At 43.2% G+C, this 23433-nt stretch carries 22 protein-coding genes and 2 riboswitches; all 22 genes read right to left on the bottom strand.

Annotated features, from left to right (window positions below; translation table 11 throughout):
• Positions 1-20 precede the first annotated feature (20 nt).
• The 22 genes from V1500_RS21705 to V1500_RS21810 all read right to left on the bottom strand — a co-directional run bounded on the left by V1500_RS21705 (position 21) and on the right by V1500_RS21810 (position 23242).
• Positions 21-1127 (bottom strand): HD-GYP domain-containing protein, encoded by a 1107-nt coding sequence (locus tag V1500_RS21705; RefSeq protein ID WP_409302521.1) that lies wholly within the window; start codon positions 1125-1127, stop codon positions 21-23.
• A gap of 179 nt (positions 1128-1306) precedes the next feature.
• Positions 1307-1609: a YunC family protein gene (locus tag V1500_RS21710; RefSeq protein ID WP_409302523.1), complete on the bottom strand. Its 303-nt coding sequence runs from the start codon at positions 1607-1609 to the stop codon at positions 1307-1309.
• Between the two features lie 62 nt (positions 1610-1671).
• Entirely contained in the window at positions 1672-3051 is a 1380-nt protein-coding gene (locus V1500_RS21715; RefSeq protein ID WP_409302524.1) for a bifunctional metallophosphatase/5'-nucleotidase, read from the bottom strand.
• Positions 3052-3735: 684 nt separating this feature from the next.
• Positions 3736-4581, bottom strand: coding sequence for a DUF72 domain-containing protein (locus tag V1500_RS21720; RefSeq protein ID WP_409302525.1), 846 nt, complete (start codon positions 4579-4581; stop codon positions 3736-3738).
• A gap of 500 nt (positions 4582-5081) precedes the next feature.
• Positions 5082-6479 (bottom strand): Fe-S cluster assembly protein SufB, encoded by a 1398-nt coding sequence (gene sufB, locus V1500_RS21725; protein ID WP_409302527.1) that lies wholly within the window; start codon positions 6477-6479, stop codon positions 5082-5084.
• 77 nt (positions 6480-6556) lie between these two features.
• Positions 6557-6988, bottom strand: coding sequence for a Fe-S cluster assembly sulfur transfer protein SufU (gene sufU / locus V1500_RS21730; protein WP_409302528.1), 432 nt, complete (start codon positions 6986-6988; stop codon positions 6557-6559).
• Complete coding sequence (locus V1500_RS21735; protein WP_409302530.1) at positions 6978-8207, bottom strand: cysteine desulfurase; 1230 nt, start codon at positions 8205-8207, stop codon at positions 6978-6980. The genes sufU and V1500_RS21735 overlap by 11 nt, the downstream gene beginning before the upstream one ends.
• Positions 8207-9517: a Fe-S cluster assembly protein SufD gene (sufD, locus tag V1500_RS21740; protein WP_409302532.1), complete on the bottom strand. Its 1311-nt coding sequence runs from the start codon at positions 9515-9517 to the stop codon at positions 8207-8209. Before sufD ends, V1500_RS21735 begins: the two co-directional genes overlap by 1 nt.
• 15 nt (positions 9518-9532) lie before the next feature.
• Entirely contained in the window at positions 9533-10315 is a 783-nt protein-coding gene (sufC, locus tag V1500_RS21745; protein ID WP_409302533.1) for a Fe-S cluster assembly ATPase SufC, read from the bottom strand.
• 549 nt (positions 10316-10864) lie between these two features.
• Positions 10865-11083 carry a hypothetical protein gene (locus V1500_RS21750; RefSeq protein WP_409302535.1) on the bottom strand — a complete coding sequence of 73 codons (219 nt, stop codon included), beginning with the start codon at positions 11081-11083 and terminating at the stop codon, positions 10865-10867.
• A 115-nt stretch (positions 11084-11198) separates the two neighbouring features.
• On the bottom strand, positions 11199-11561 hold the full coding sequence (locus tag V1500_RS21755; protein WP_409302537.1) for a carboxymuconolactone decarboxylase family protein: 363 nt from the start codon (positions 11559-11561) through the stop codon (positions 11199-11201).
• A 343-nt stretch (positions 11562-11904) separates the two neighbouring features.
• The gene (locus V1500_RS21760) at positions 11905-12747 is read right to left on the bottom strand and encodes a MetQ/NlpA family ABC transporter substrate-binding protein (RefSeq protein ID WP_409302539.1); all 843 of its coding nucleotides are present in this window, start codon (positions 12745-12747) and stop codon (positions 11905-11907) included.
• Positions 12748-12778: 31 nt separating this feature from the next.
• Positions 12779-13447: a methionine ABC transporter permease gene (locus V1500_RS21765; RefSeq protein WP_409302541.1), complete on the bottom strand. Its 669-nt coding sequence runs from the start codon at positions 13445-13447 to the stop codon at positions 12779-12781.
• Positions 13440-14474 carry a methionine ABC transporter ATP-binding protein gene (locus V1500_RS21770; RefSeq protein WP_409302543.1) on the bottom strand — a complete coding sequence of 345 codons (1035 nt, stop codon included), beginning with the start codon at positions 14472-14474 and terminating at the stop codon, positions 13440-13442. Before V1500_RS21770 ends, V1500_RS21765 begins: the two co-directional genes overlap by 8 nt.
• Before the next feature lie 302 nt (positions 14475-14776).
• Positions 14777-14884: riboswitch (SAM riboswitch) on the bottom strand.
• Positions 14885-15023: 139 nt separating this feature from the next.
• Entirely contained in the window at positions 15024-16346 is a 1323-nt protein-coding gene (locus tag V1500_RS21775; RefSeq protein ID WP_409302545.1) for an O-acetylhomoserine aminocarboxypropyltransferase/cysteine synthase family protein, read from the bottom strand.
• Positions 16347-16444: 98 nt separating this feature from the next.
• Positions 16445-16549: riboswitch (SAM riboswitch) on the bottom strand.
• Between the two features lie 149 nt (positions 16550-16698).
• A complete protein-coding gene (locus V1500_RS21780; protein ID WP_409302547.1) occupies positions 16699-17961 on the bottom strand; it encodes an MFS transporter in 1263 nt (420 codons plus the stop codon).
• Positions 17962-18305: 344 nt separating this feature from the next.
• A complete protein-coding gene (locus tag V1500_RS21785) occupies positions 18306-18617 on the bottom strand; it encodes a thioredoxin family protein (protein WP_409302549.1) in 312 nt (103 codons plus the stop codon).
• A 5-nt stretch (positions 18618-18622) separates the two neighbouring features.
• Positions 18623-18985: a toprim domain-containing protein gene (locus V1500_RS21790; protein WP_409302551.1), complete on the bottom strand. Its 363-nt coding sequence runs from the start codon at positions 18983-18985 to the stop codon at positions 18623-18625.
• Positions 18986-19147: 162 nt separating this feature from the next.
• Positions 19148-19531, bottom strand: coding sequence for a glycine cleavage system protein GcvH (gene gcvH, locus V1500_RS21795; RefSeq protein WP_409302553.1), 384 nt, complete (start codon positions 19529-19531; stop codon positions 19148-19150).
• A gap of 67 nt (positions 19532-19598) precedes the next feature.
• Entirely contained in the window at positions 19599-19955 is a 357-nt protein-coding gene (locus V1500_RS21800) for an arsenate reductase family protein (RefSeq protein ID WP_409302555.1), read from the bottom strand.
• 220 nt (positions 19956-20175) lie between these two features.
• A complete protein-coding gene (locus V1500_RS21805; protein WP_409306080.1) occupies positions 20176-21960 on the bottom strand; it encodes an acyl-CoA dehydrogenase family protein in 1785 nt (594 codons plus the stop codon).
• Between the two features lie 103 nt (positions 21961-22063).
• Positions 22064-23242, bottom strand: coding sequence for an acetyl-CoA C-acetyltransferase (locus V1500_RS21810; RefSeq protein WP_409302557.1), 1179 nt, complete (start codon positions 23240-23242; stop codon positions 22064-22066).
• Positions 23243-23433 lie beyond the last annotated feature (191 nt).

Raw genomic sequence — 23433 nt, forward strand, 5'->3', positions numbered from 1 at the left:
TCGTATGGAGGGATATAGGTTTACATTTTGATCGTTTCTTTAATGGCGGTATCACATCCTGTAATCACCACATCTATTTTTCCGCTTAAATCTATTTCATAGGGAATACTGACAGGCATGCCTTGCTCCTCTAGAATACGAACGACAGGGCGGTCGCTCATGCCCTTGTTTTGACTGGATACAACGCCCTTTCGCCCATCATTTAAAATAACTCCCAAGCCGTTGGGATAAATCGCCACCGATTTTCTGAATGCATCGATGATTTTTACATCAAACTGGCGGCCCGCTCCGGCATACAATATCTCTAATCCCTCATGCGGAAGCATCGCCGTCCTATATACCCTGTGGGAAGTAACAGCATCAAACACATCGGCAACTGCTATGATTTTGCCAAAATCATGTATTTCATCTCCAATCAATCCACGGGGATATCCAGAGCCATCTAATCTTTCATGATGCTGAAACGCACAGTGTGCAACAAGGAGCGGCAATGTATCCACATTTCGGATTAAATCAAACCCCCATTCGGAATGCTTCTTCATGGCACCGAATTCATCTTCGGTCAATTTTCCTGGTTTCATTAGGATCTCTAAAGGAACCTGCATCTTGCCGACATCATGCAGGATTGCGCCCAGTCCGAGCGTTTCAAGCTGCTTTTGTGGCAGCTTCAGTTCAAGTCCTATGGCGAGAGTATATAACGTAACATTCAATGAGTGAGTGAAAATATAATTATCATAGGTATAAACATCGGCCAGCAATGTGATAAGTTCGGTCCTGGATTTAACTTCCTCCATGATATTCCTGATTATGCCCAGAAATCGGCGAGATGCTTTTTGCAAAGATAAGGTATTTTTAAGGGCATCCCTTTTTTGCATCTCATAAAAGGTAGTTTCTATCGCCTCCATGGCTTCCTGTCTAAGAGGTTCCGAAATGGCGCTCTCAATTCGGATATTCTCCGTTCGGGGATCCTGAACATAAACATAGGGAATATTAAGCTCGGTCAGGCGCTGTATCATGCGGCTCGTAAGTTCAACACCTTCATTAATCAAAATGTGCCCGCTGCTGTTTCGTATGCTTTTCCCCAATTTTTGACCATGGCTGATAGAATCCAGTTTTAATAATCTCATGTTTATTCTCCCGTTCACATTCAGGTACAATCTATTATGTATAGTACCATATCCTATTGAATTATAGAGGAAATTTTTTCATGAAGGCCGGATTTTCCTCAAACCATCATTGTCGCCATCTGGATCTTGTTATGTAATTTACCATAGAAAATGCTACACCAAATGATGCAGCATTACACTCAGTACATATATAATAAAGCTTCCCTTCCGGTCATCCCTGTTTTGATCCCTGATTTTTCAGCTTCATAGGTTACCGATTCCAATGGAGCATTCAGCAACTCGTCCAACGTCTTAACTCCAACAGCTCTTCCGGCAATAATTTTGCGCTCACTCAGCTTCTCATTAAGAAGGGCTACATCCAAAGCTCCGCACATAATGTATCCTTTCTCAGATGTAATGACAAGAAGATTTGTCTTGGGGAGCGCAACAGAGATTCCCAGAAAAGTTTTGCCATCAATTATTATAGGTGTTATATTCATCATGTATATCGCCCCTTTCCCCATATTTTATGAAATAAAGGAAAGAAACGTGTGTACTGCTGGTTTTACTGAAACATATTTTTCAGTTTCCAAGCCATAACATCTCTTAAAAATTCAGGCATGTGGTATTCCTTAGTCTTCGAGCGATGGATGTTCGGAAAAAAATGGCCGAATGTGAACATATCAGGCAGTGCAAGCTTATAGATTTGTTCCCGCTGAAGCGGCAATCCATTTATTAATATGCTTATGACTTGATCATTTTCATTACATACAAATTCAATCCCGTCATATACCATCGTCCCTAATACCTTGCCTCTAAATCCAAACCCATTCAACTGCAGGTGAGGCCATTCGGGATTACGTGACTCCAGCAACGTTTCCTTTAATTCACTGCCGCTCAAAAGAACGGTACAAGGATTGATCGGATGAGGAAGTATTCTATGGATATCTCCTTTAGTCACCAGACCTTTAGGCAATGAATCCAGTGCGAGGCCTGCATTTAATAAAGCACAGTCTGCATCACACCATTCCCTGACAGCTTTACACATGATTTCCGGGAGTTCCGAACGTTCAAACCAATCACTAGAAATTGGCCTAGGCAGGTCGACACAAATTTCATTGAGAGCCTCCTTGCCATTTTGGATTATTTTCTCTAGCCACTCAGGATCACTGGCATTCTCGTCGATTTCATTTGTGTCATACAAGCTTGCTGTTTTAGCGATTACAGAACGGTTGTCGTCAATTGTGAGCTCTACATGGCCCAGAAACATCCCAAATTTTCCTGCACAGCAAAGCAGGCCGTTATTGACTAGTTTCCCATGATGTAAAATATGATGGGTATGTGATCCAAGAATTACATCGATTTCTGGAAAGTCTTTTGCCATTCTTTCATCGTCATGAATCCCTAGATGCGACAGGATCACAATCACATCTGTCTGGCTTTTTATCTTTTCCAATTGTATAGCCAGTTCTTGGAAAGGATCACTAATCTGCCAATCCAGCTTTGAGTAAAATGCTTCAAAGAAGGCTGTAACTCCAACCATCCCTATCCTTGTACCCTTTCTGGTAGTATGAATGGCATAAGGCAGTGCCCATCCCGGTCTTTTTCCGTCCAAATTGAAAAGATTCGCCACCAGCACTTTAAACTGGGCCCCTTCATATAATTCATCCAATGATTCATGCGGAAGGGTAATGCCCTCATTATTTCCAATAGTCACATAATCATAACCAGCATCATTGAGAAGCATTACATTTCCTTTACCATGAGTTCCCTCGGTGAAAGGATGCCAGCGATCCATATGGTCTCCAATATCCAGGATCAATGTTTCTTCTCCGGTCTCACTATGCAGATTTTTTCGTTCGTTAACAAAATCAACAATTCTTGGCCATTTATCAAAATGGCTATGTACATCGTTTGTATGGTAAAAATGAATGGTTTCCGGCATCTAAATCCCTCTTATTCTGTTATAACCCTATAATCGGCCACAAGCTAACGCACGCCGGGATGATGATGGTTCTCTCGGACGGTATCGTTAAAGATTTCACCAGACTTTGACCGTATTCGGAAAAAGAACAATAAACGTTAACAATATCATAACTTTGCCAAAATGGCATTTTCAATATGTACGTTCCATAGTTCTATGATTCTTCGTTTCTGATTTCAATCTTGCCACTGACTAGGAAAAAGGCATGAATTGTGGTTTGTCTTCTATGTATTTTTAAAGTCACTCATGAAAGTAAGATATTATTTTTAACCGTTACTATTGGATTTATAGCCCAAAAGAGTTTACACCGTTTAAAAATCAATAGGCGGGGAGATATAATCCACCGCCTTCTATCAAACATTGGATGGACCGGGCTGCATGCCGCGGCCATCCACCTTGTGCCATCATATTCTATTTGCGGGCTTTTTTATGGCAGAAAGAGAGTACTGATATCCAGTTCCAGGCGCTTCGCTTTTCTTTTGGGCGGTCAGTGAGCCGCCCGGCGGGTCTCATCAGTCCCCGTGCTCCTGCAGGAGTGTTCGGCTTAAGTGAAATCAACAGGTTTTTAATTAATAGTATCAGGTTGTTGCTGTGTATTTGAACAATTAGAGCCTACACCTCTGCGTAAATTAAAAGAGTTTCGCTTTAAAACAGATCCATCTGCCTTGGGGCTAGCCCTTCATACTCTATTCCCAATATATCCAGCATTTCCTTTGCGTTGTCAGCAGCGTCTCCGCCAGAATTATTATTAAACAGGACAAAAATATCTTTACTTTGCTGCTCTAGAGCAAGTAAACGCTCTGCCCATTCCTCCATCTCCCTGCTGTTATAGCGGTATAAATAACGGACTTCTCTCCAATTGCCGCTAGAAGGCTTCTTCCAGCCATGTACATTCCGTCCATGAAAACGCACCACAGTGGCATCTTTATTTGTTGCATGAAGAATTATTGGAACAGACCCTTCGCCTGCCTGAGGTTCATCGCATATGGAATGAATCCATCCCTCATCCTCCATGAAACGAAGTGTTTTCTCGTAGTATTGGGAATTGAACCAGGTATTATTTCTAAATTCGAGTGCCGAAGGAAAAATGTCCATTTCCTGCTTGCACATACGTAAATATTCTACATTTTCCTTTGTACAATCGAACCACGGAGGAAATTGAAAAAGGACCATTGCCAGCTTTCCCGCCTCCTGATAAGGAAGTAACGAATCCTTAAAGGCATCGAACATTTCCTGCCTATTCTCAAACGGAATCTGTCCGCGCTGGTGGCCGGTCATACCCTGGTAAGCCTTAACTATGAACTTAAATCCTTCAGGAGTATCCCGTACCCATTTCTCAACATTTCTTTTGGGCTGGATGGCATAGAAAGCTGAGTCCACTTCCACTATAGGGAAATTAGCGCCATATTCTTTCAGTTTGTCGCGGGGTGCTATTTTGTCAGGGTATAAAGAATCATGGTCTCCCCACCCTGTTACCCCAATATAAATCATACTAATCACACCGTCTCATCATATAATATTACTCATCATATCATAATTTCATAAACAAATCGTACATATGTAGCCTATACCCCACGCCGTCTCCTTCTTAACCATTGGATTAGGATTAAAAGCAGATCAGGTCAGAAAAACGGAAGCGCCCTGCGAATGAACCTGAGCTTACTGCTGCCACGTCATATGGCAAACCGAGGTTAGCAAATCCTGTGGAAGTGCGACCAGCATAAGAAGCAACTCGCAGGGAGACCTGCCTTCCGAAACAGGGGTGACTTATGACCTTGAGGCGGGCAAAAACGCCAAATATGGTACGTTTAGGTATAACCGTCACTTGTGGAAGGTCAGCTAAACCCGTCACATGTGGGGCATGCCGACGTCTGCACTTGTATAGATCGTGTACGACGATTCTAGACATCAGCTTAGGTGAAAAAAGCTATATTTTCTTATTTTATAACAAAAAAAGACCGCCAATAACAGCGGCCTTTCTATTGTGGTGATTAACCAATGGAACCTTCCATTTCAAACTTGATCAAACGGTTCATCTCAACTGCGTATTCCATTGGAAGTTCTTTTGTAAACGGCTCAATGAATCCCATAACAATCATTTCTGTCGCTTCCTGTTCGGAAATACCGCGGCTCATCAAATAGAATAACTGTTCTTCTGAAACCTTGGAAACCTTCGCTTCGTGCTCTAGAGAAATGTTGTCATTAAGGATTTCGTTGTATGGGATGGTATCAGAAGTAGACTGATTATCCATAATTAGTGTATCACACTCGATATTCGCACGTGCCCCATCCGCTTTGCGTCCAAAATGAACGATACCGCGGTATGTTACCTTTCCGCCTTGCTTGGAAATTGATTTAGACACGATAGTTGAAGAAGTGTTAGGTGCAAGGTGAGTCATTTTTGCCCCGGCATCCTGGTGTTGTCCCTTACCAGCGATTGCGATGGATAGAGTCATTCCCCTTGCTCCCTCGCCTCTAAGGATAACAGCTGGATATTTCATTGTCAGCTTCGAACCGATGTTTCCGTCAATCCATTCCATAGTTGCGTTTGCGTCACAGACAGCACGCTTGGTAACAAGGTTATAAACATTGTTAGCCCAGTTCTGAATTGTAGTATAACGGCAGTAGCCGCCTTTCTTTACAATAATTTCAACTACCGCACTGTGAAGTGAGTTAGTTGTATATACCGGAGCTGTACAGCCTTCAACATAGTGAACGTGAGCATCTTCATCCACGATAATAAGTGTGCGTTCAAATTGTCCCATATTTTCTGAATTGATGCGGAAGTAAGCCTGAAGCGGAGTATCTACTTTTACACCTTTAGGTACATAGATAAAAGAACCGCCAGACCATACTGCTGAATTCAAGGCAGCGAACTTGTTATCAGTCGGAGGAATAGTCTTTCCGAAATGTTCACGGAAAATGTCCTCATTTTCTTTAAGGGCCGAATCCGTGTCCTTGAACACAATTCCCAATTGTTCAAGATCCTCTTTCATGTTGTGATAAACAACCTCTGATTCATACTGTGCGGAAACACCTGCAAGATACTTTTGCTCCGCTTCAGGAATTCCCAGCTTATCGAAAGTCTGCTTGATTTCTTCCGGTACTTCATCCCAGGATTTTTCAGATTTCTCAGAAGGCTTCACATAATACGTAATCTCATCAAAGTTAAGGCTGTTTAAATCCCCGCCCCACTGAGGCATTGGCATGTTATAGAAATGTTCCAATGACTTCAGACGAAAATCCAGCATCCATTGCGGCTCTTCCTTCATACGTGAAATTTCTTCGACGATTTCACGTGTTAAACCACGCTTTGAACGGAAGATAGAGACGTCTCTATCTGCAAAGCCATATTTATAATCTCCGATTTCAGGCATTTTTTTTGCCATTGCTCGTTTTCCTCCCTTTCAGGAAGCAGAGAATGTATGTGAGCAGAGTCATATACATTCTGACTGCTCCTTTTTTGTTATTCCTGCAGACCCTTCTCGAGTGCCTTCCAGGCAAGTGTGGCACATTTAATGCGGGCGGGGAATTTAGAAACTCCCTGCAGGGCTTCTATATCACCAAGGTCCATGCCATGATCATCATATTCTTTACCCTGTATCATATCAGAAAAAGTTCTAGAAAGCTTCAATGCTGTTTCAACATCTTTACCTTTTACGGCTTGTGTCATCATGGAAGCAGAGCTCATTGAAATGGAACAGCCTTCCCCCTCGAACTTTGTGTCTGCCACCTTTCCGTCTTCAACCTTCATTGTTAGACGGATACGGTCCCCGCAAGTAGGATTGTTCATATCAACAGTCAGACTGCCATTTTCCAATATCCCTTTATTGCGTGGATTCTTGTAATGGTCCATGATGACCTGACGGTATAATGCATCCAGATTATTAGAAGACATTGCTGAAATACTCCTTTGTTTTGACCAGCCCTGCTACAAGCTTATCAATCTCTTCTTCCGTGTTATATAGGTAAAAGCTGGCTCTTGCCGTTGCAGAGACATTAAGCCATTTCATAAGCGGCTGTGCACAATGGTGGCCAGCACGCACCGCAATTCCATCCGCATCGAGAACCGTTGCTACATCATGCGGATGGACGTCATCGATATTAAAAGTGATGACACCAGCGCGCTGGTTAGCATTTTTCGGACCGAATATCCTAATGCCTTCTACAGTTGACATTCTCTCCAATGCATAGGCAGCAAGCTTATGTTCATGAGCTTCAATATTCTCCATTCCTACATTCTCGAGGAAATCGATCGCAGCCCCGAGGCCTATCGCCCCAGCAATGATAGGAGTTCCGCCTTCAAACTTCCAAGGCAGCTCTTTCCAGGTTGATTCGTACAAGCCAACAAAGTCGATCATCTCGCCGCCAAATTCGATTGGCTCCATCTTCTCGAGGTGTTCTTTTTTACCATATAACACACCGATTCCGGTAGGACCTACCATTTTGTGACCTGAGAAAGCAAAGAAATCACAGTCCAGGTCTTGTACATCAACCTTAAGATGCGGAGTGCTCTGCGCTCCATCAACAACCATGATGGCGCCATTTTCATGAGCAATTTTCGCAATTTCCTTAATCGGATTGATCACGCCAAGCACATTGGACACATGCATGATTGAAACAATCTTGGTATTTGGCGTTACGGTATTTCTCATGGCTTCAAGGGAGATCGTTCCATCCTCCTGAAGATCCACATATTTCAAGGAAGCGCCGGTTTCTTTAGCGATCTGCTGCCATGGGATGATGTTGCTGTGATGCTCCATATGAGAAATCACAATTTCATCACCCTCCGACAAATTAGCGCTGCCATAGCTTCTTGCGACAGTGTTAAGGGCTGTTGTTGTACCTCTTGTGAAAATTACTTCTTCAGTTGAAGAGGCATTAATGAACTTACGTACTTTCTCACGTGCACCTTCATACGCATCGGTAGCCCTCGTCCCGAGTGTATGAACCCCGCGGTGAACATTTGAATTATAGCCGCGATAATATTTATCTAGTGCCTCAATGACCTCTACAGGCTTCTGTGAAGTCGCTGCACTGTCCAGATAAACTAATGGCTGGCCGTTGACTTCCTGATGAAGGATTGGAAAATGCTTACGCAGTTCGTTAGGGTTCATTATCTAACTTTCCTTTCGATTACCTCAGTGAGCTGTTTCTTAACTCCTTCAATTGGAAGCTGGTTAACTACCGGGGCAAGGAAACCGTGGATAACAAGTCTTTCAGCTTCCTGTCTTGAGATACCTCGGCTCATTAGGTAATAGAGCTGAATCGGGTCAACACGCCCGACAGAGGCTGCATGGCCTGCAGTAACGTCATCTTCGTCAATTAACAGAATTGGGTTTGCATCTCCACGTGCTTTTTCGCTAAGCATCAGGACACGTGATTCTTGTTCAGCATTTGCCTTGGTTGCTCCGTGTTCGATTTTACCGATTCCGTTGAAGATAGAAGATGCATTATCCTTCATAACACCATGCTTCAGGATATAGCCTTCAGATCGTTTTCCATAATGGATAACCGAGGTGGTGAAATTTTGTCTTTGCTCTCCACGGCCGACTACCACAGTTTTAGTATCACCAAAAGAACCATCACCCATTAGGTAAGTAGTATTATCGGAAATGGTATTTCCATCGTTCATTAAGCCAAGCGCCCATTCAATACGAGCGTCGCGGCCAGCTACACCGCGGCGGTTTACATAAGTGGTGAAACCTTTTGATAATGTATCGACAGCACCATATTCCACTCTCGCATTGTCGCCGGCAATCACTTCAGTGATGATGTTTGCAACGCCGTTATCGGCTTCAACAGTGGAAATGTAGTTTTCTACATAAGTTACAGAACTATTTGTATCCGCCACCACAAGCACATGGTTGAATAAGGTAGTGTTTGGGTCATCAACCAAGAATACCGCCTGGAAAGGTTCACTGATTTCTACATTTTTAGGTACATATAAAAATGATCCGCCATTTAGTAAAGCTGCGTGCAGAGCTGCCAATCGGTGTTCATTAACCTTCACGCCGTCTTTCATAAAATACTTCTCTACCAGGTCAGCATGTTCCCGGGCTGCAGTCAGTATATCAGTGAAGATGACACCTTTGTTCTTAAGGTCATCTGATAGATTGCTGTAAGCAGCATTATTATTGCGCTGGATATACACATTTGCACCCGCATCATCCAGCTGGATTAATGATTTCACTTCTTCAGGAAGCTCATCCAATGTAGTGAAAGCACTGCTTTCCACAGTGTGGGCAGCAAAAGAAGTGAAGTTCCAATTATCTATTTTGGTTTTGTCCGGCTTGGGCATAGGCAGGTTTTCGGATTCCGCAAGAGCTTGAACCCTAAGATTTGCTAGCCATTCCGGTTCATTATTTTTAGCAGATAAGTTGCTAATATATTCCTTATCAAAAGGTAGTTTCGTTTCCGTAGTCATTGCAAATCCTCCTACTTACGCTTCTTGGCCAACTGTTTCGTCTTCAATGCCCAATTCTTGCTTGATCCAATCATATCCCTCTGCTTCTAGGCGCTGCGCAAGCTCAGGTCCGCCAGATTTGACAACGCGGCCTTGCATCATAACGTGCACGAAGTCAGGCGTAATGTAGTTAAGCAAACGCTGATAGTGAGTTATGATCAGGCAGCCGAAGTCCTCTCCGCGCATTTGATTGATACCTTTAGAAACGACCTTCAATGCATCTATATCAAGACCGGAGTCAATTTCATCAAGAATCGCAATCTTTGGCTCAATCATCATCAACTGAAGGATTTCATTGCGCTTCTTCTCGCCACCGGAGAAGCCTTCGTTTAAGTAGCGCTGAGCCATATCTTCGTTCATTTCAAGGAATTCCATTTTCTCATCCATCTTACGAATGAATTTCATAAGAGAAATTTCATCGCCTTCTTCACGTCGGCTGTTAATAGCTGAACGCAGGAAGTCAGCGTTTGTTACACCGTTTATTTCACTTGGATATTGCATAGCAAGGAAAAGTCCTACTTTAGCACGCTCGTCAACTTCCATCTCAAGAACGTCTTCACCATCGAATGTGATGCTGCCGCTCGTTACTTCATATTTAGGGTGTCCCATGATAGCAGAGGAAAGGGTTGATTTACCTGTACCATTCGGACCCATGATTGCATGGATTTCTCCGCCCTTAACTTCAAGATTTACACCCTTTAAAATTTCTTTTCCGTCGATTGAAACATGAAGATCTTTAATAGTTAATGTTGATGCCATTGTTTTTACCTCCGTGGATCTAGTCCTGTTTTGATAGTTGGAAAAAAAAAGAGCTTCTTTCCTCTATGATTATTTTTACAACCATTCTCATTTTATTCTCATTACAATATTATAACAAATGAAAAGTGGAATCAACTAATTAACGCAGAGTTATCTATAGACACATAATATGCATTTGGCAGGCCCGTAAGATGCGGGGGGAATTTATATTCCCAGGCCATACAGGAAGTCAGGTCTGCCAGCGTTGCCAGGCCCACAGGATGTAAGTCTTCAGCATTGCCAAGCCCACAGGATGTAGCTGATCTACCCCACGTGGCGGACTTAGCTGGCAGTATTCACGACGCGTTCTGAGCTGACTTCCTTGTCAGCCGATGATTTTTTATACGCTATCTTTTATGTTGCTCGATTTTCCGAATCTTAATTCCATTAAAATCTGCGAGGCACATATAAAAAAGGCCAGTCTCAAAGCAATTCTAACAGGGGCCAATCTGGCTGTTGAATCAATAGTTATGCTTTAAGTCTGTCCTTTTATATCGTTTCTATATATGTTTAGAAATGTAGTCTTCTATTCAGATTATCCACCATTGCATGACATTTTTCATATTCTCTCTCGCGGCGTTTCTCTACCTGGAGGCGTATGTCCAGACGCCTGCTATATTCACTGTAGCCTACACCGTGTGCTTGCTGCATCGCCTTTTCCATTTCACTAGTAACGTTTAAATCTAGAGGGTTAATAATGAACCAATCCTTTCTGGTATTAAGAATCAATACCTTTGACCTTTTCCCTCTGCCATTCATTGTAAACAGGAAATATACACCAAAAGAAAGGTGCAGCATTCTTGGTAAATGGAATAGCCCTGTCGCAGGGGACAGGGCTATTCCATCAATGTTTCTGCCGAAGGTCCTCGATTGCATCCTGAACGAGTGTAACAGCCATGCTCATAACAGGACCGCCTCCGAATGCGGCTGCCACTCCGATTGCATCATAAATTTCTTCTGGCGCGGCTCCATGGTCCAGGCAGCCCTTCACATGGTATACGATACAATACTCATCCTGTAAGTTCATACTTATTCCAAGGGCAATCAACTGCTTCTCTTTTTGGGACAGTACGCCTTCTTCAAAGCAAGCTTCGGTAAATGCATTATAATGCTGGGCCAGACTCGGCATTTTTTCCATGAAAACACCAAGGCCTTCTTTATAATCCATAATTACCGCTTCTGATGGATTCATCGGATCTTCAATCATGGTTATCACTCCTCTTTCTTTGTCGTCTATAGTATGGACATTGCACATACTACTATACAGAAATGAGAAAGCTCGGTGAGTCCCAAAGCAAAGTACGGGAACATGCAGGCCCGGCAATTGTTTTTCAGTATTCTTGCTTTGAAATAATAGCGTGTTCCGTTCTTTACTGGTGCTAGCCGCTAGGGCCATATCTCTGTATTGCTTTAGGAACTGCCTCCTCGCAGTCTGTCTATGCTGGTATGCGACTGAAAGTGCCGTCCGATTTTCTTGGGGATCGCCCTCAGAAAGCAAGTGATTGTTCATAAAAAAGAGGCAGCTCTTCATCGAGCCGCCCTTGTCGTTATTATTCAGCTGCAGGAATTACAGCACCTTTGTACTCATTTTTAATGAAGTCTTGAATTTCTTTAGATTGGAGTACTTCGACCAAAGTCTTGATTTCCTTGCGGTCCTCGTCACCTTTGTTTACAGTGATGATGTTTACATATGGATTATTCTTTGGAGATTCTACAGCAATTGGATCTTTAACCGGATCTAACCCAGCATCTAAAGCGTAGTTTGCATTAATAACAACTGCATCGCCTTCATTGTTTTTGAACACCTGCGGCAATAGGCCAGCTTCTACATCAGCCTTGAATTTCAGGTTTTTAGGGTTTTCAATAATGTCATTGATTGTCGCTTTAGTTTTATCCACACCATCTTTCAGTTTAAGCAGCCCTTTTTCCTGAAGCATAGCCAGAATACGGCCATGGTCGGCAACGGAATCCCTCATGATGATGGTAGCACCCTTTGGAAGCTCCTCAAGGCTCTTGTACTTCTTGGAATAGATTCCGATTGGCTCGATATGCACGCCGCCAGCGTTAACAAATTTGTAGCCTTCTTCCTTCATCTGCAACTCCATGTAAGGGATGTGCTGGAAGTAGTTTGCATCGATTTCTTTATCATTAAGCGCTTTGTTCGGTAAAATATAATCTTGGAAAACTTTGATTTCAAGATCTACGCCCTTTTCTTTAAGAATAGGCTTTGCCTTTTCCAGAATCTTTGCGTGCGGAATATTTGAAGCTCCCACTACAATTTTCTTATCCTCTGAATCGGATCCGGAAGACCCTTTGTCGCCGTCTGCTCCACATGCTGTCAAAGATAACACTAACGCTGCAGAAGCTGCAATTGCTGATAACCACTTTTTCATTTCTTTTCCTCCCACTATTATAAAATTCATATTATCGTTTATCTATTTTTGAAGTGATAATATCACCTATGAACTGAATAATGAATACAATGACCAAAATCAATACTGTAGCCAGTAAGGTTACATCATTATTGCTTCTCTGGAACCCCTGCAGGTACGCCAGGTTGCCCAATCCCCCGGCACTGATGGCACCCGCCATCGCGGTAAAGCCTACCAATGCTATCGCCGTAACGGTAATACCTGAGACCAGGGCAGGCATTGACTCCGGCAGCAGAACCTTAAAAATAAGCGTGCTGGTTTTTGCCCCCATGGACTTTGCCGCCTCTATTACTCCTTTATCAACCTCACGCAGCCCAATTTCAACCAATCTTGCATAGAACGGGGCAGCCCCGATAATCAATGCCGGCAATGCAGCGCTTGGTCCAAGCATTGTTCCCACAATCGCCTTAGTGAACGGTATGAGCAGGATGATTAGGATAATGAAGGGAATTGATCTAAAGATATTTACAAACGCCGAAATCACGACATTGATCATTCTATTTTCCCACAACTGCCCTTTGGAAGTCAGGAAAAGCAATAAGCCTAATAAGATGCCAAGAAAGAAGGTGGCAATGAGCGAAACCCCGCTCATATATAAAGTTTGGCGTGTAGCCTCCCAAAGATCCGGCCAGACGACATTGGGAAATAGTTCACTAATCATGTGACATCACCTCCACGCCTACCTCTTGCTGCTTGATGAATTCAATCGCGCGGACTATTTCTTCCTCACTGCCGTTTATGTGCACAAATAAAGTACCATAAGAACCATTTTGGGTTTTAGAAATTTTCCCCTGGACAATGTTCACTTCCAGGTTATAGTTGCGGACCAACTTGGTAATCAGCGGATTTTCCGCACTATCCCCGACAAAGGTCAGTTGAACTACCTTGCCTTCCGGATATTGATGCAGCAGGTGCTCAATTGTTTCCTTTGTTTCTTCCGGTTCTGTGACCTGCTGAACGAATCGTTTTGTGATCGGCGCCTTCGGATTGCGGAATACATCCAGGACAGGCCCAAGTTCAACAATCCTTCCGTTTTCCATAACGGCAACACGATGGCATATTTTACGAATAACATGCATTTCGTGAGTGATCAAAACAATGGTCAAACCTAGACGCTTATTTATATCAACAAGCAGTTCCAATATTGAGTCCGTTGTCTGCGGGTCCAAAGCTGATGTTGCTTCATCACAAAGAAGAACCTTAGGATTATTGGCCAGAGCCCTGGCAATCCCTACTCTTTGTTTTTGCCCCCCGCTGAGCTGGGATGGGTATGCATTGCTCCGTCCTTCGAGCCCGACAAGGGATATAAGTTCTTTCACTCTCGCATCTCGCTCTTTCTTTGGAACACCGGCTATTTCCAATGGAAAGGCAATATTTTCATGCACTGTCCTGGACCAGAGGATATTAAAATGTTGAAAAATCATGCTGATTTCCTGGCGGGCCTTTCTGAGGCTGGGACCCTTAATTTTAGAAATCTCTTTCCCGGCAACCATCACTGTCCCCTCTGTCGGTGTCTCCAGGCCATTCAGCATACGGATCAGCGTACTTTTTCCCGCGCCGCTGTATCCGATGATACCGAAAATCTCGCCCTGATTGATTTCCAGATTGACATCTTTTACTGCAGTGATTTCTTCACCGCGGGCAGCTCCCGACCGGAATATTTTGCTGATCTTTGAAAGAGTTATCATTGTCACTCACCTCTCTTTTCCCAATGAGACCTATGAACTTAGCATTCCAGCAAGGAGGATTTCTCTTTTTAATATTTATAAAACCAAGTTAGTTTATTAATGTTTTCACTGAGTTTTATAATTAAATCTGTACCCTTGCCTTGTTTTTAACTAACCATTTTTCGGAATAAAATGATACACACGAGCAGGGTATCACTTTATTCTCCAGGAAGATCTCTATGTACCGGACTTCCTAATCTACTAAATAAAAATGCCTTTCTGCGAGAGCAGAAAGGCATTATATGTTGATTCAGCAGGCCTTTCTCTCATCTTCCAAAGCTGCGCTTTGTGTGAATTGGCACCTTTTCAAGGTTTACCTTGCCGGTTGCCGGGCTTCATAGGGCACATCCCTCCACCTCTCTCGATAAGAGCAAATATTTATATTTAAAAATAATTAATTAATGTTTAGTTCAAAAAGCTCATTTTCTATCACGAAAGTGATTGTATCATGGGAAAAGAAGGAGTGTCAATGAATAAAATTAATGTCCAATTATTCCCGACTTTTCGGCTTTAGCGTACTTTTACTCCTGCTATCGATACCTTTCCGGACGCATTTTCAATTGCCTGCTCCAAATCATCGATCAAATCCTCCACATTCTCTATTCCAACTGACAGACGCACTAATTCTTCAGTAACCCCTGACTTTGCTAAATCTTCTGCCCCTAGCTGCTGGTGAGTGGTGCTTGCAGGATGAATAATCAGGCTTTTAGCATCTCCGACGTTCGCAACATGTGACCACAGCTTGACTGCATTTATCAATTTGGCACCCGCTTCCCTGCCGCCTGATATTCCAAATGTGACCACCGCTCCTGCACCCTTCGGCAAGTATTTGTCTGCTAATCCCTTATCAGGATGATCTGCATTTCCCGGATAAGAAATCCAATTCACAGCCGGGTGAGCTTCCAAGTACTCGACCACTTTTTTGGTATTGGCAATATGCTCTTTCATTCTTACATGCAATGTCTCCAAACCCAGTGTAAACTGGAACGCGCTATGCGGGCTTAATGACGGACCCAAATCTCTCAAAAGCTGCACACGGGCTTTTGCGATATAAGCTGCCGATCCAAGAGCCTCACTGTATACAAGATTATCATAGCTAGGATCAGGCTCTATAAACGAAGGAAACTTGGGAGAATTCCAATCGAACTTTCCGGCATCTACTATAATTCCTCCTAGTGTCGTGCCGTTCCCCAGCAGCCATTTAGTGGCGGAGTGAACGATGATATCCGCACCGAAGTCTATCGGCCTGCAAAGATATGGCGTTGCAAATGTATTATCTACTATTAATGGAATTCCTGCGTCGTGGGCAATGGAGGCTACTGTTTCTATATCCAGTACCTGCAGGCTCGGATTTCCGATAGTTTCCCCGAAAATCGCTTTCGTCTTAGGTGTAATGGCCCTGCGGAAGTTTTCCGGATCGGCTGCGTCCACAAAATGGACCTTTATTCCGTATCTGGGCAATGTATTCGCAAATAAATTATAGGTTCCTCCGTATAACGTGGATGCCGAGACAATTTCATCGCCTGCTGAGGCAAGGTTCAAGATGGCAAGCGTAATCGCAGCCATACCGCTGGAAACTGCGAGTGCCCCAATTCCGCCCTCCAATAGTGCCACTCTTTCTTCAAAAACAGTTACTGTTGGATTGTGAATCCTTGTATATATGTATCCCTCTTCCTTTAAACCGAATAGATTGGCGGCATGCTCAGTATCTTTAAACAAAAATGCATTACTTGGATAAATCGGAAGTGCACGTGCACCTGTAACTGGATCCGCCTGCAGTCCGCCATGTACGCTTAATGTTTCAAATCTGTAACCTTTTTGTTCTTCTGCCATCAAAAACACTCCTTTTCATAAGATTTTCCGGTCTCAACTAGGAAGAATGACTTGAGATAGAAACAAAAAAACCCCTTCCTAAGAAGAGGCTGTATCTCTCCTTATCTTTCAGAGCAAAATACTCCGCTGGAATTAGCACCGTGTATTTACATACCGGTTGCCGGGCATCTTCGGGCCAGTCCCTCCGCCTCTCTTGATAAGAATGCTTTATTCGATTAATTCGCTTACAAGGAAATATAACATGAAGAAAATATAACGTCAACAAATTGTTCGAAAAATTCAAACTTTTATTCAAATGTATACTTTGTGATAGAAAATTTCAGCTGACTAAACTAGCCTTGCTGTTTCCGCATCATGCTGCTGCGGGCGCCTCCCCTGTTTGACCGCTTCTTTTAAAGGATTTTAAAATAAAATAAAAGTACAGGGTTCCTAATAAATAGATGAATGCAGTGATTGTAAAGACAGCAGCATACCCCCAATAATCCCCAAAATTCATCACCAACGATGCAGATACAGGTCCCATGAATGCCCAGCCAAAATTAAAAGCCATTTGATTGATCGAATTCGCCAAGCCTTTATAACGGTCTTCTACAAGCGACATCATCAGGGACATCTGAATCGGGTTTCCAGCGTTCATGAGTGCCTGCCTGAATAGAAAAGCGATACCAGCAATCCATAAGCTTTCCGTATAGGCAGTGAGCAATAAAAACGGAAGGGAAAGGAGCTGGAGGATCATAACAGCCTTCACTTCACCGAATCTCTTAACAAAAGCAGGCCCAACGAACATCGCAACGGCAGTGGCAGCCTGCCCGATCGCTAAGATCACTCCAATTACCGAATTGGATGCTAAGAAGCGATCTGCAAAATACAAATTCAGGTAAGGGATAACCAATCCTGATCCCGTTCCAATAAATAATTGGGAGATAAAGAAAATAACGATGATACGGATGCTGTCCCTATCTATTGTTGCTTTGGTCATCCGGCCGCTATTTTTCTGGTGAACCTGCCTCTTCTGTTCGGTAATTTTGAAAAGCGGGATAGATCCTGCAACAAATATAATAACACCGATGATTAACGAAATACGTATTGCGTGCAAGTCTGACAGAAAAAGTGAAAGGCCGTCTGTCAAAGAGCCTCCAATTAAATTCCCGACTACATTTGCGGCAGTGGTTACGGCGAAATGAAAACTAAATAAATGCACCCTCTCTTCAACACTGGAGTTTTCAGCCAGAAGCGGAATCACGGACACCTGAAAAAACGCGGTGGAAGCTCCCATTAGGAAGGCAAGCGTCAACAGTAAAGATTCTGATTCAAACACAGACCGGAAGAGCATAAAAATCCCCGATGCAATCAAGCCTGCCAACAATACTTTTTTCCTTCCTTTATGGTCACCCATCAATCCTGCCGGAATTAGAAATAGAGCTGTGGCCAGGGATGCTAATGAAATGACATGACCGTTAACAGCTTCCTCAAATCCCAGCGTGCGGATATAGAAGTTGTAAATGATGGACGTGATTCCCAGTCCGATTTGAATAAATATATTGCCTAGTATCAACAATTTGATATTTCTGTTATAGGATGTAAAACGGGTAATAGAATCTTGAAGCATATTCATATGTCGCCCCTCTGATATTTCGTTACCCTAAACATTATAAGGGAAATCCGTGGCTTTCACTATAAAATTTTTAATATAGTGAACATTCAATCCACTTTTGCTTATATGGGCTGGATGCCCGAAGGTCTTTGCAGTAAGGAAATTTCGGCGGGGGTTGAGGTGGAACGACCTCGTTGGTTATTTTAAATATCGTTCACTATAAAAAACACCTATGCATATAACTCCACAGCTTCACGCAATGGACGAGATCATTCCCTAAAAGAAGGCTAGTTAAATAAATATATCCTTTCGTCACAATTAAAAAGATGGCATATGCAGGGCACAGGCCATCTTCGATGAGAACATCATCTGCTTACATGCTTAAGTATGTCGCAAATATACGGAACAGAATGAAACGCATATATTTTATTTTGCAGATTTCCATTTTTAAAAACCAACAGACATGGTACGCTTTCGATTTCATATTGCCGGGGGAAGTGCCTTAAAAAATTCAGATTCATTTTCCCGCATGTAACAACTGGATATAATTCAAGGGATATGGATAAAATACGGGATGCTAGCTGGCATGTTCCGCACATCGGCGTATATAAAAATACGCAAAAATTACCTTTTGATTGTATGGCTGCGTTTAATTCATGTTCCTGCCATTCCTGCATAGTGACTAAATCATCCTTTGTTCAACAAATTCCATGTTTACATCTATATTCGCACCTAGAAGCACGGTTGCGATGTGATTAGCGGGAGCTGTCGCTACCTCACGATACATCCTATCAATGTAGAGATGGATAGCCTCTGGCAGCTCCCTTTTAAATTGTTTTCGAAGCTTTTCTCCTGAATCATCTGCGTCAACCAGGATGTAGACTTCCTTATTGAACAGTTCATCGACAAGCTCATCCAGCCTGGAAAGGGAAATGGTGCCGTTTGTACAAATAACCTGTATAGGCTCTCTCAATACACTGTTTACTTTCCGTTTATCAGAAGTCCCCTCAACAATGATAACTTTATCCAACGAATAATCTTCCATTGTCATCACCTGTCATTTCGAATTCTTACTTTCGGCCACAGATGTTCAACTTAAAAAAACCTGTGTTTTAGTTTTCTACTTTCCCGTTATAGTGATTCAAGAAACCGGAATGCCATTTTGTTGAAAGAAAAAATAGAGAAGGCAGCTGCCTTCCCTACCAGATCATTCTTCGTTGATCATTTGCTGATATTGTTCTGCGTTCATTAATTTGTCCAATTGATCCTTATCGGATGGCTGTATGACAATCATCCACGCTTTTTCATATGGAGACTCATTCACAAATTCAGGATTATCATTCAGGTCTTGATTTACTTCCACAACTTTTCCGCTTATGGGTGCATAAAGCTCAGACACAGTTTTAACGGATTCCACACTGCCAAAAGGCTGGTCGACCGTTAATTCATCGCCGACTTCCGGAAGCTCAACAAATACGATGTCCCCAAGCTCAGATTGTGCAAAATGCGTAATCCCTACGCGGAACGTGTCTCCTTCGGTTTTTACCCATTCATGTTCTTTTGAATACAAAAGCTCCTTTGGTACTGCCATAACAAATCCCTCCATTGTATGTAATTAAAAAGCATCTATTGAAAAAATACATATCTACATTATGAAATTAAAGCCAGGTTTTCAGGTACTCATCTTCCTTGAAGCCCACTGTTACGTTATTTCCGTCGGTTGCAATCGGTCTTTTAATCAGCATTCCATCTGACGCAAGGATATCAAGCATCTCGTCCTCAGCAGCGGACTTTAGCTTTTCCTTTAATCCGAGTTCCCGGTACTTCATTCCACTTGTGTTGAAAAACTTTTTCAGCTCCAGCCCGCTATTGCGATAAAGCTCAAGAAGCTCAGCTTTTGACGGAGGATTTTCGGCAATGTTTATCTCATTGTATGATAGATTCTGGTTATCCAGCCACTTCTTGGCATTCCGGCAAGTACCGCATTTTGGATACCAGTAAAATGTTATGGCCAAATTCGTCACCACCTATTGTTAGAATACCCGTTTTGGATTTACAATACAAAGTTCGAGCAAGCGCTCTCCGGGATATTATGGCATAAAAATGGTACATAAATAAAGAGAAAAAGATGAAACTATATGGAAAGTATAGCATTGTAATAAAGAAAAGTCAGAAAAAAATAAAAACGGGAATACCTAACAGCAGGATATTCCCGTCAGCAAAGCCGGAATTGAATTATAATACTAGTCTTTCAGCTTCAATCAGTTTAACAGACGCTTCACGCTTTTTAGCGATGACATTGATCGGATTATGTCTTGTCAGTTTACGAAGCGCAGACAGCATAATGCGAAGTGTATCGCCAGTCTCCGTAGCAATCAATGTTTCCTTTGCATGCTGCTCGATTGCATTGAATGCTTCCTGGCAGAAAATTTCAGTATAAAGAACCTTTTGCTGATTCTTTTCAAGTCCAGTTGCAGCAATCGCCTTTTCTGTACGAAGTACTACAGATTCCATTGCGTAGGCAAAAGAAACAATATCAGCAATGTTTACCAGAATCTCCTGTTCCTGCTCAAGCTTTGTGCCATATTTCTGTGCGGCTAGGCCAGCTGCCAAAAGCCCGATTTTCTTGGCGTTGGAAACTAATTGCTTTTCTTGTGCCAACGGCTCATCACCTGGCTCTTCAGGCATCATCATCATCAATTCCTCTTGAAGGCTCTGTGCCTTTTGAAGCAATGGAAGCTCGCCCTTTAGCGCCTTCTTTAAGAATGTGCCTGGAACTAGCAGACGGTTGATTTCGTTGGTTCCTTCAAAGATTCGATTGATGCGGGAGTCGCGGTATGCCCTTTCGATTTCATATTCCTGCATAAATCCATAACCGCCGTGAAGCTGTACGCCTTCATCGACTACATAATCAAGTACTTCAGAAGCAAAGAACTTGTTTAGTGAGCATTCAATCGCATATTCTGCGATCGCCTTTGCCACTTCTTTTCCATCCTTCACTTCTTCTTCTGATAATGTGCCCATACGTTCTTCAAAAAGCCCTACGGTACGGTAAACAGAGCTTTCAGCTGCATAAATTTTGGAAGCCATTGTCGCCAGCTTTTCTTTTGTAAGGTTAAAGGAAGATAGCGGTGTTTTGAATTGCTGGCGTTGATTTGTATAGGCAGCGGCTAATTCAAAAGCACGTTTGGCTCCGCCGACAGCCCCAACCCCAAGCTTGTAACGTCCGATATTCAATATGTTAAATGCAATGACATGCCCTTTTCCGGCTTCGCCAAGAAGGTTTTCTACAGGAACTTGAGCATCTTCCAGGATTAAGGTACGTGTGGATGAACTTTTGATTCCCATCTTCTTTTCTTCTGCACCTGTAGATACTCCAGGGTATTCACGTTCTACGATAAAAGCGGAGAATTTTTCGCCGTCAATCTTGGCATATACAACGAATACATCAGCAAAGCCTGCATTAGTGATCCATTGCTTTTCTCCGTTCAGTAGGTAATGTGTGCCTTCTGCATTCAGTTTGGCAGTTGTTTTGGCGCCAAGAGCATCTGAACCGGAGCTTGGCTCTGTAAGTGCGTAGGCAGCAATTTTCTCACCAGTTGCAAGCAAAGGAAGATACTTTTGCTTTTGCTGCTCGTTCCCGAACAAAACAATCGGCAGTGAACCGATACCGACATGTGCCCCGTGAGTGATGGAAAAGCCGCCTGCACGTGCAAATTTTTCTGAAATTAAAGCAGAACTGATTTTATCAAGGCCCAAACCTCCATACTCTTCAGGTACATCGGCACCAAGAAGGCCAAGTTCTCCAGCTTGCTTTAAAAGCTTTACTGACCGCTCAAATTCATGATTCTCCAAGTGCTCTACCTGTGGAAGGACCTCGTTGACAACAAAATCCTCAGATGTCTTGGCAATCATTTTTTGTTCATCAGAATAGTCCTCTGGTGTAAACACATTTTCATAAGAAATATCATCAATTAAAAAGCTTCCGCCCTTTACTAATTTTTCAGTTTGGTTTGTCATAGTCAATGTACCTCCTGATTTTTTCAAAGTGGGCCCCTCCCGTTTAGGCGGGGCAAGATGGCTCAGGTAATGATTTCCCTTTTGGAGAAGGTGAACCCTTCATTTATGCAAGCAGTTCAAACACTCCAGCAGCACCCATGCCGCCTCCAATACACATGGTCACTACTCCGAACTGAGTATTTCGGCGTTTCATTTCATGAAGCAGGCTAAGCGTCAATTTGGCTCCTGTACATCCAAGCGGATGCCCCAGTGCAATAGCTCCCCCGTTTACATTCACAATATCCTCGTTTAATCCAAGCTCACGGATAATCTGGATTGATTGGGAAGCAAATGCTTCATTGAGTTCGAATAAGCCAATATCGGATAGCTCAAGGCCTGCCAATTTAAGCGCTTTTGGAATGGCAGCCACCGGCCCAATTCCCATGATTTCTGGCGGCACTCCGGCAACTGCGAACGAACGGAATCTACCCATTGGCTGCAAGCCGAGGGAGGAAGCTTTTTCGCTGTCCATGATCATGACAGCGGCTGCTCCGTCGCTTGTTTGTGATGCATTTCCTGCGGTGACAGAGCCCGTAACAGAGAATGCAGGCCTTAGCTTTGCCAGCACTTCGGCTGTGGTCCCTTCCCTCACTCCTTCATCCTGTGTGAACTGGAATGTCTTCTCTTTTAATTTATGGTCAGCCCCTACTGAGCGAACTGTTACATCCACAGGTACGATTTCATCTGTAAACTTGCCTTCCGCGATAGCCTTGGCTGCTTTTTGATGGCTTCGTACAGCAAAAGCATCCTGATCTTCCCGGGTTATGCCATATTTCTTTGCCACTTCCTCGGCGGTATGCCCCATCCCCATATAATATTCAGGAGCCGTTTCAGCAAGCTTTGAGTTCGGACGGGTTACATGTCCCATCATCGGCACCATGCTCATGGACTCAGCCCCGCCAGCGATGATCGTATCGCTTTGGCCCAGCATGATTCGTTCTGCCCCGTAGGCAATGCTTTGTAATCCGCTGGAGCAGTAACGATTGATAGTAATAGCAGGGACGTTATACGGCAGCCCGGCGAGTGCTCCGATGTTTCTGGCCATGTTAAGCCCTTGCTCTGCTTCCGGCATAGCACACCCTATTATCAAATCGTCAATATTTCCTTCATAATTGCCGGCACGCTTTAAAGTCTCTTTAACAGCCAGGGCACCTAAATCGTCTGGGCGCACAGTAGCAAGAGAGCCCTTTTTTGCTTTGCCAACCGGAGTCCTCGCTCCGGCAACGATAACCGCTTCTCTCATGGAGATCCCCCTTACAAAATTTTTCGGATCAATTGCACTGGATCATACAAATCCTCTTTCCCTGCAACTGTTTCAGCGTCTAATACACTGCTGTAAGTTTCACTTAAAATAGTTACCTTTGTTCCAAGGCAGGCCTTGCCAGGATAGATGCAAGGCCTGACATCTGGAGTTACAATGAAACTACTTTTCCT

This window comes from Peribacillus sedimenti, from assembly GCF_046237635.1.
Taxonomy (GTDB): domain Bacteria; phylum Bacillota; class Bacilli; order Bacillales; family DSM-1321; genus Peribacillus; species Peribacillus sedimenti.